The organism is Pedobacter sp., from assembly GCF_035566355.1.
Lineage (GTDB): Bacteria > Bacteroidota > Bacteroidia > Sphingobacteriales > Sphingobacteriaceae > Pedobacter.
In genome coordinates this window covers 1-9,138 of record NZ_DATMRL010000006.1, presented here as the reverse complement: position 1 = coordinate 9,138, position 9,138 = coordinate 1, and the positions used below count along the sequence as shown (strand labels likewise).

The 9,138-nt window shown below is 39.3% G+C and carries 11 protein-coding genes; 6 read left to right on the top strand and 5 right to left on the bottom strand.

Translation table 11 applies throughout. The features are described from left to right. Nucleotides 1-170: 170 nt before the first annotated feature. Both VNZ46_RS00270 and VNZ46_RS00265 read right to left on the bottom strand, forming a co-directional pair. Nucleotides 171-833, bottom strand: a complete 663-nt coding sequence (locus VNZ46_RS00270; RefSeq protein WP_325558065.1) for a YdeI/OmpD-associated family protein — start codon at nucleotides 831-833, stop codon at nucleotides 171-173. Between the two features lie 9 nt (nucleotides 834-842). Next, nucleotides 843-1,373, bottom strand: coding sequence for an RNA methyltransferase (locus VNZ46_RS00265; protein ID WP_325558064.1), 531 nt, complete (start codon nucleotides 1,371-1,373; stop codon nucleotides 843-845). A 310-nt stretch (nucleotides 1,374-1,683) separates the two neighbouring features. On the opposite strand from VNZ46_RS00265, the gene VNZ46_RS00260 reads away from it, so the two are divergent. Next, nucleotides 1,684-2,721, top strand: a complete 1,038-nt coding sequence (locus tag VNZ46_RS00260) for an aldose epimerase family protein (protein ID WP_325558063.1) — start codon at nucleotides 1,684-1,686, stop codon at nucleotides 2,719-2,721. 48 nt (nucleotides 2,722-2,769) lie between these two features. On the opposite strand, the gene VNZ46_RS00255 is transcribed toward VNZ46_RS00260, so the two are convergent. Genes VNZ46_RS00255 through VNZ46_RS00245 form a run of 3 tightly spaced genes read right to left on the bottom strand, consistent with a single transcriptional unit; the run spans nucleotide 2,770 to nucleotide 5,317 of the window. Then, nucleotides 2,770-4,131 (bottom strand): MATE family efflux transporter, encoded by a 1,362-nt coding sequence (locus VNZ46_RS00255; protein ID WP_325558062.1) that lies wholly within the window; start codon nucleotides 4,129-4,131, stop codon nucleotides 2,770-2,772. Between the two features lie 37 nt (nucleotides 4,132-4,168). Further along, nucleotides 4,169-4,804: an ATP-binding protein gene (locus VNZ46_RS00250; protein WP_325558060.1), complete on the bottom strand. Its 636-nt coding sequence runs from the start codon at nucleotides 4,802-4,804 to the stop codon at nucleotides 4,169-4,171. 27 nt (nucleotides 4,805-4,831) lie between these two features. Continuing rightward, entirely contained in the window at nucleotides 4,832-5,317 is a 486-nt protein-coding gene (locus VNZ46_RS00245) for a DUF4442 domain-containing protein (RefSeq protein WP_325558059.1), read from the bottom strand. A gap of 79 nt (nucleotides 5,318-5,396) precedes the next feature. Between VNZ46_RS00245 and VNZ46_RS00240 the strand changes: the two genes are divergently transcribed. The 5 genes from VNZ46_RS00240 to VNZ46_RS00220 form a co-directional block, all read left to right on the top strand. Continuing rightward, a complete protein-coding gene (locus VNZ46_RS00240; protein ID WP_325558058.1) occupies nucleotides 5,397-5,702 on the top strand; it encodes a phosphoribosylpyrophosphate synthetase in 306 nt (101 codons plus the stop codon). 100 nt (nucleotides 5,703-5,802) lie between these two features. Further along, the gene (locus VNZ46_RS00235) at nucleotides 5,803-6,003 is read left to right on the top strand and encodes a coproporphyrinogen III oxidase (protein WP_325558056.1); all 201 of its coding nucleotides are present in this window, start codon (nucleotides 5,803-5,805) and stop codon (nucleotides 6,001-6,003) included. A 106-nt stretch (nucleotides 6,004-6,109) separates the two neighbouring features. Continuing rightward, on the top strand, nucleotides 6,110-7,330 hold the full coding sequence (locus tag VNZ46_RS00230; protein WP_325558055.1) for an MFS transporter: 1,221 nt from the start codon (nucleotides 6,110-6,112) through the stop codon (nucleotides 7,328-7,330). Between the two features lie 66 nt (nucleotides 7,331-7,396). Next, nucleotides 7,397-8,293 (top strand): oxygen-dependent coproporphyrinogen oxidase, encoded by an 897-nt coding sequence (hemF, locus tag VNZ46_RS00225; protein ID WP_325558054.1) that lies wholly within the window; start codon nucleotides 7,397-7,399, stop codon nucleotides 8,291-8,293. A 95-nt stretch (nucleotides 8,294-8,388) separates the two neighbouring features. Further along, nucleotides 8,389-9,138, top strand: a 750-nt coding sequence (locus tag VNZ46_RS00220) for a DNA gyrase subunit A (RefSeq protein ID WP_325558053.1), incomplete at its 3' end; no start/stop codon positions are given.

The following is a 9,138-nucleotide window of genomic DNA, read 5'->3' as shown; positions in this document are numbered from 1 at the left end:
ACAGGCCTGCAGTAAGACCGAATAGTGACAGGGGGAACAGACCTGCAAATAATAAAGAAAACAACAGACCTGAAAGAAAAGATCACCCGGAGCAAAGAGGTGGCAGAGGATAATCAGGATATAGTCAGTAAATGAAGAGAGAGACCAGTATACAACCGGTCTCTCTCTTTTTATTTATCCGAAGGATTTTTCTTTTTGTCTATCAACAGTTCAATCATCTTTTGAATCCTTGATATTCTGGTCTTTTCCTGTTTTGCAGTTAAGATCCAAAGCACATATTCCTTTTTATGACTCCAGGCCAGCTGCATAAAGAAATGATAAGCTTCCTTATGTTTCTCCAGTTCATGTTTCAAATCCTCAGGTAAAATGATCTGTTTATGCTCTACGTCTATAAATGCTGCATAAGCATTATTTTTTATGCTTGAGTTGGCTAGCCCGGATGGCTTGATCTGGTCCTGGGGTTTTAGTCTTATTGCTGTCCAGACTTCATTGATGGATGCTGAAGCACATGGACTCAGATTAAATTCTTGAACACCATCCCAAGGTCCCATCATGTTCAGATCCGTTTTAATTCCGGAACTTTTTTTTGGATAAGCTATCCAAAGCACGGTATTGGATTTCAATGTGGCTGAAAGGATTCGCAGTTGTGCTGTCAATTCTTCTTCATACCGGACAAAGACCAATGCCACATCATAGGGGCGATCGTCTTTGTAACAGAGTTCTATTGTCTCAGGGACATCGCCTGTTATTGATTGTACATCTTCTGGCGGGTCACATAGCAATAGCCTGTAGCCCGGTTTTACCAGTAATTTTTTTAACAATGCATGATCCATAGGCTTGATTTATAATCTAAGTTTAGCGAAAAAGTCCCAAAGAACTATTCCAGCTGATATTACAATATTGAAAGAATGTTTTGTGCCAAATTGAGGGATTTCTATGCACTCATCTATCATTGACATGACTTCATCACTTACCCCATCTACTTCGTTGCCAAAAATAAGTGCATACTTTTTCTCCGGGTCTGGTGTAAATGTATTGAGCATCGTGCTGTCTTTGGCTTGCTCTATAGCAATTATGGTATAACCATTACTCCGTAAACTCATCACTGCTTCTGTGGTTTTTTCGAAATGCACCCAATCAACAGATAAGGTAGCCCCTAAGGCTGTTTTTTCAATTTCCCTGTGGGGAGGGCAAGCTGTAATACCACAAAGCACCAATTTATCTATTGCGAAACCATCACCAGTCCTGAAGACAGATCCTACATTATGCATACTTCTTACATTATCCAGAACTACAGCCACAGGCAATTTATCCTGTTCTTTAAATTCTTCAACACTTACCCTGTTCAGATCGTCTAACTTTAGTTTCTCCATTAAAATTTTAAATATTTCATCAATATAATAATTGTTTTTCCAGTTCTCAAGAGCACGATAATGTTCGTCTTAAAGACAATAAAACATTCATACTCCGCCAAAAATTATTCATATCAGCTTGAACAGTTCGGCACACAACGGTTTCATCGCTACAAAAGTATAATTATATTACTGATAATCGTTTCCATCAGTATTTAAAGAACATGATTGATAAACCCTGTTATCATTATAAAAAAAAATAAAATTAAGTTCTTTGTTTTAGTAAAGTATTGATAGTATTGTTAATTATAAAGCCTAATAAAATAAGCAGATGAAAGCAAACCTAATAAAGACCGGACATGTAATTGATGGAAAAGAAATTTTTGCCGTTGAACTCATTAATAAACAAGGAACTTACGTTAAAATATACAATTACGGTGCAATAATCAGTCATTTCATTACCGTTAATGCGAAAGGAGAGAAGCAAGACATCGTGCTTGGTTTTGACGATTTCTCTGGTTACATCAGTGAAGATTATCTGGCAGACTATCCTTATTTAGGTGCGGTCATCGGACGATATGCAAACCGTGTAAAAGATGGCAGGTTTAGTATTGATGGAAAGTCTTACCAGCTTCCGCAAACAAATGGAAATGATTGTCTTCATGGGGGGAAAAATGGTTTTGATAAGAAAGTATGGGATATACTGCCTACAACCGATCCAAGTTTAACTTTACAGTATATCAGTGCAGATGGTGAGGAAGGATTTCCAGGAAATTTAACGGTACAACTGACCTTCAAACTGACAGAAGAGAACGAACTTATACTGGATTACAGAGCTGAAACAGATCAGCCTACCGCCATTAATCTGACGCACCATGGTTATTTTAATTTATCTCCAGACGGAGGAAGCATAGAAAACCACACACACAGAATGCCTGCAAGCCATTATTTGCAGCAAGACGACAACTACGTTGTTACTGGCGTACTTGTTCCTGTAGAAGGCTCAAAATATGATTTCCTGGGTCCTAAATTGATAGGTGCAGACTGGGATGCCGAGGAGGGATATGACCAATCCTTTGTTCTTGATGGCAATTATGGAGAGCTTTCTCTGGCTTCTGAAACCACTGAAGAAAAAAGCGGTTTAAAGCTGTCTGTATTTACAACCGAACCAGTTGCCCATTTTTATACGTCAAAATATATGAATGTACAAAAGGGCAAGGGGGGCCGGAATTATGGACCATATAGTGCTTTTTGTGTGGAAACGCAACACCACCCTAATGGGATTAATATTCCCCAGTTTCCAACTACGGTGTTGTTGCCGGGAGAAACTTACAAACAAACTACGATTTATAAAATTGAACACAAATAACGTCAATAACCCTCATCCGGACAGATCTCCAGATGAGGGTTATTCTTTTTAAGCATGTGAAGCTAAGTATTTTGTCTTTTTCTGAAAACGGAGAAATAACAAGACCGACGCAGTAAGCAAGCCAAATGTTAATCCATACCAGATGCCGTTTACGCCTAAACCAAGTTTAATTCCAAGAAGATAGCCTAAAGGAATTCCAATGATCCAATAGGCAATAAAGGTGATCAGTGTAGGTACATTTACATCTCCAATACCTCTTAATACGCCCAGACCTACAACTTGTGTACCGTCAAACAACTGGAAAAACCCAGCAATAATCAACAATTGTGCTGCAATATGAATCACCGCCAGATCCTCGGTATAGATATAAGGGAGTATATGATTGGCGAAAACAAACATTAGCGCCGTTAAACTCATAAATCCAATAATCACATGATAGCTCGCCACAGCTGATTTCCTGAGATCGGCAAAATTCTTCTTTCCGAGATTATTGCCCGTTTTAATTGTTGCTGCAGAGGCAATTCCACTGGCAAGCATATAGGTTATTGAGGCAAGATTAATAGCGACTTGGTGAGCGGCCTGTTCTACAGCACCAATTGTTCCGATGAGGATGGCGGCTCCACTGAATGCGCTGATTTCAAAAGAATATTGAAGTGCAACGGGTGCTCCAATTTTCACAATTTTTGTACCCAGCTGCCTGTTCAGGTATTTAAGTTTAAAGCTTTTGATATAGGCTTTAAAATATTGTGACCGGAGAATATAAATACACATCACCACAGCCATCAGGCACCGGTCTATCAAGGTACTTAGACCCACACCTTTTACGCCCATGGGGGCTATTCCGAACATACCTTTTACAAAGATAATTCCCAGAACAATGTTGATCAGATTTCCCCAGATAGATACAAACATAGCTTGTTTTGTAAAGCCAAGACCTTCGGCAAATTGCTTAAAGGTTTGAAACACCATCAGTGGAATAATGGAAACCGCGAGGTATCCAAGGTATGGCTTTGCATAGGCCACAACTTCAGGCGATTGCCCAATATGATCAATGATGATCAACGTTCCAAAATGGACGAAGCAATAAAGAAGTACAGCCGTAATTACGTTTAATAAAAGGCTGTTAACTAATAACTTACCACACTCATCGTAATTCTTGCTTCCGTTCTCCCTGGCAATAAGGGGCGTCAATCCGTAAGAAATTCCCAACCCCAACACCAATACAAGCATAAAAAGGCTGTTGACTAAGGATACCGCTGCAAGCTGAATGGTTCCTGCAAAATGTCCCACAATCACACTGTCGGCCATATGGACCAGAGTATGTCCCAATTGCGAAACAACAATAGGCATTGCAAGTCTTAAATTATCAGAATAGTAGGGCTTGTACCTGGAATATAAAGTCTGGAGCATAAAAAAATGAAATGGTAAATAAACAGCAAAGATAGGGCTATTTACTGGAATCTGCCATTGTAAAGTATTCTTCCTTCTCTGAAGTATGTGGTAAAAGCACGCCTGCAAGGATCATATTGACTAAAATTTTCTGAGCATGACGGTTAGAACTTCTCGTAATTTTACTGAATTCCCTAAGCGTAATTCTTTTTTCCTCTTTCAAAAATTCAAACAGCTTTTTTTCATGATCTGTATAAGAGATCAGTTGTCCGGTTTCTTTGCTTCCCTTTTTTAATACATCCACAATAACCTTGCTGGCCAATATACTTTTATCGTTCACCCTGAAATACACCCACCATTTTTTGTTCTCGTCAAGGGCATAATGTGGCTTGGTATCGCTTGCATGAATTTTAACCAATAACACCAGTTTATCTTCCACATAGATCTCTTCAAATTCGGGCTCTATAGCTGGTCTGCAATATTGATGGGCAGACTTAGTGATCATGTATTTCTCTTCATCCTCAGATTTTACACCTTTTATCGTTCCATCGTCGGCTACACCAATAAGCAACTGTCCGCCTTTATTATTTGCAAAAGCCACAAGACTTTTGGCAATCTTCTCTACGTTTGTTATTGTTTTTTTGAAGTCCAGTGTTGTTCCTTCTCCCTGTAATATTAACTTTCTGATGTTCATAAACCATACTTAAGTTCCGTAATCCCATTAATAAGCAACTACCGGTTTTTCTCCGTGATGAAGGTTCCTCACATAAACCTCATTCATTACCGTCGCGCACAATTCTCCCTTTTTATCAAAAAGTTCCATAGGGTATGCTTTAACAAACTTTCCTGTAGTATTTAACGACTCAATGGCATCATTGAGCATTTCATCCGTAATCAAAATAGTGAAGTAAAGATTGGTGCGGCCAGGCTTAAGGTATTGTATAGATGCGCTCTTTAGCCACACCCTGACCTTAAATCCTTGACGCTGAAGCAGCTGATCAAACAGCAGTGCATAAAAAGGATCTGTCGCCCCGTATATAGTTCCTCCATAAATGGAGCCATTATAATTGCGGTTTAAAATGCTTTTACTGATCTTGACGTCTACACCTCTAAAGTCTTTGTGAAATTTCCGGATCCAAATCCTCTGAAAGAACAAGGGAGGGTAAAAACACAAGGCCCATTTAAGGGTTTTTTCTGATACAACCATGACGCTTAAATATCGAAAAGATTATTGAACTTTTAAATTAAATGTATGATGTTAGCGTAAATTTTAAGTAAATTAGTGTATGTATATTTATGAAACAGTTACAGCAGCAGTAGAAGACCTTGGCAAAAGAGGTTATGAATATGATTTCACATTACAACCAGACTGCATCGAGTGTAAATCCATTGATTTAAGACTCATGCCAGAGGAATTTGAAATCGAAGAATTTTATCGTTTTGAGGGCATGAATGATCCGGCAGACAGTGCTGTTATATACGCCATATCTTCACCGGTGGGCAACCTCAAGGGGGTTTTAATAGATGCCTACGGTGCCTATGCTGAAAATGTTTCTCCAGAGCTTTTAGACAAGCTGAAAATGCACCATTAGTTTTTAAAACTTTTTTTCTTAGACGCTGTTAATTAGTTAGTTTTAATCAAAATGCTGTAAATGCATCTTGATTGTTTCATTGACATTAAAAAAACAAACTATGAAAAGGACAGTTTTAAGTCTTGCAGTTGCGGGCTCTATGATTATACTCGCTTCAGCATGCAATTCAACAAAAAATGCAACGGAAACCAGGGACAGTACAACTACAACCACGGATTCCACGATAAAGACAACAGACACCTCTAAAAAGGTGATTGACACAATGAAGACTACGCCTCCTGATACTACAAAAAAGATGTAGCTCTGCTCTTCAAAGCTTCCCAGAAGATCGGGGAGCTTTTTTTTATATTTAATTTGTGGCATTATTTGATTTTGTTTGTACTTTCAAAAAACCAAATCAAACCGTAATGAATGCCTTGAAGCAGAATAAAAACTTATTTTTTCTAATCCTTGTAGCCTCACTGGGCTATTTTGTTGATATTTATGATTTGCTTTTGTTTTTGATCATAAAAAACAAAAGTCTCACTTCTCTGGGGGTAAGCCCGGATAAACTCACAGACACTGGCTTTAACCTGATGAACTGGCAAATGGCTGGTTTACTCATCGGAGGAATTCTTTGGGGTATCCTGGGCGATAAAAAGGGCAGACTGTCCGTGCTCTTCGGTTCCATTTTAATGTATTCCATAGCCAATATTGCTAATGGTTTTGTAACCTCTATACCGATGTATGCCTTCTTCAGATTTATTGCAGGTGTAGGCTTAGCTGGTGAATTAGGCGCAGGAATCACGCTGGTTAGCGAGAGCATGAGCAAGGAGAAAAGAGGGTACGGTACGATGCTTGTTGCGGGTATCGGCCTAATGGGGGCGGTTGCAGCCTATCTTGTTGGCGATTTTTTTGAATGGAGAACTGCATTTTTTGTAGGTGGCGGGCTCGGCATTATTTTACTTTTGCTCCGAATTGGAGTGTTTGAATCTGGTCTGTTTGAAAATATGGCTAAAAAAGAGGTATCCAAGGGCAATTTTCTGATGCTTTTTACCAGGAAACGTTTTTTTAAATATTTGAACTGCATTTTAATTGCAGTGCCGTTGTGGTTTGTTGTTGGAATCTTAGTAGGTGCAGCTCCTGATTTTGGAAAAGCGCTGCATGCAAAAGATGTCCTGGACAACGGAAAAGGGGTAATGTTTACTTACATAGGTATATCTTTGGGCGATTTTCTGGCTGGAGCCCTGAGCCAGATTTTTAAAAACAGGAGAAAAATTGTTTTCGTATTCCTGACATTAACCTTTTTGTCCATCATGTTTTTCTTGTTTAACACCGGATGGACAGCCACCAATTTCTATATTTTATGCGTTTTCTTTGGCATTTTTACAGGCTACTGGGTTGTTTTTGTAACCATTTCTGCCGAACAATTTGGCACAAATCTGCGCGCCACGGTAACCACAAGCGTACCCAATATGGTCCGTGGTTCTTTAATTTTGGTCAGCATGTTGTTTCAGTGGCTACGGGGAAACCTGGGCATCATCAATGCCGCAGTCTGTGTCGCCGTTATTACAGTTGGCCTTGCCTATATTGCTTTGTATAATTTGGATGAAACCTTTGGGAGAGATCTTAATTTTGTAGAAGAATAGTGTCAAAAAAATGTACTATCTGCAATTTTAAAGCCGTTTAGCGCTTCATTAAGGTTAACTTTGACTATGATTTTTAAAGAAGAGATTGTATCCAGATATAAGCAAATTCAGGACGAAATTTGTCTTGCACTTGAACAGGCGGATGGGGCATCCAAATTTGAGGAAGAGATCTGGAACAGGGAAGGTGGCGGCGGTGGCCGCACAAGAATCCTCCAGAATGGAAATGTTATTGAGAAAGGTGGCGTTAACTTCTCTGCTGTCCATGGCAAATTGCCTGATGCAGTAAAGAAGGCTTTCAATGTTCAGAATGATGAATTTTTCGCAACCGGGGTGTCTATTGTGATGCACCCTAAAAACCCGTTTGTACCCATTATCCACATGAATATTCGTTATTTTGAGATGGATGAACAAACCAGATGGTTTGGTGGAGGAATTGATCTGACACCACATTATGTTATAGATACCGACGCAAGGTTTTTTCATCATCTGCTGAAACAAACATGTGATCGTTTTGATCCGTCCTTTTATAACAAGTTTAAACAACAAGCGGACGACTATTTCTTCATTAAACACAGGGAAGAGACCAGAGGGGTTGGAGGGATTTTCTACGATCGGTTAAAACCTGAGAATACGGGGCTGTCTTTTGATGAGCTGTTAAATTTCTCTGCAGAGGTAGGAAACACGTTTGCTCCGGTCTACACGGAGCTCATTGACCGTAACCGGGATAAGGAATATACGGAACAGGAGCAGGAGTGGCAATATATAAGAAGGAGCAGATATGCCGAATTTAACCTTGTTTATGATTCCGGCACCAAATTCGGCCTGGAAACTAACGGAAGAATAGAATCTATACTCATGAGTTTGCCTCCTTTAGCTAAATGGATCTATAACTTTCAGCCAGAAGAAAATACGCCTGAAGCTGATACTTTAAGTAAACTCAAAAAAGGCATTAACTGGGTTTAATATTTTTCCACAATACGTTTAAACGGCAATATTTTATTAAATTCGCAAGGTTATAACAATACCTTATTTAAATCGTTTTTAACGAACATTACTTTATGGCAGAAGATTTAGAAAATCAGGAAGACGACAAGATTATTAAAATTAATATAGACGAGCAGATGAAGTCTGCTTATATCGATTATTCGATGTCTGTTATTGTATCAAGAGCTTTACCTGATGTACGAGATGGATTAAAACCAGTACATCGCCGTGTTTTATACGGAATGCTCGATCTGGGGGTAACAAGCACTAAACCGCATAAGAAATCTGCACGTATCGTGGGTGAAGTACTGGGTAAGTATCACCCGCACGGTGATTCATCGGTATATTTTACGATGGTTCGTATGGCCCAGGACTGGAGCTTACGTTACCCAATGGTAGACGGACAGGGAAACTTTGGACACATAGATGGAGATTCACCGGCAGCGATGCGTTATACAGAGGCTCGTTTCTCCAAGATCGCAGAAGAAATGCTGGCCGATATCAATAAAGATACCGTAGATTTCCAGTTGAACTTTGATGATACTTTACAGGAGCCAACCGTTTTACCAGCTAAGATTCCAAATCTGCTGGTCAATGGTTCATCTGGTATTGCTGTAGGTATGGCCACCAATATGGCACCGCACAATTTAACTGAGGTCATTGATGGTATTGTAAATTATATAGACAATAAAGAAATCACTGTAGAAGAATTGATGAAGTTTATAAAAGCTCCGGATTTCCCTACAGGTGGTATTATTTATGGATATACTGGTGTTAAAGAGGCTTTTGAAACCGGACGTGGCCGTATTGTAATGCGCGCCAAA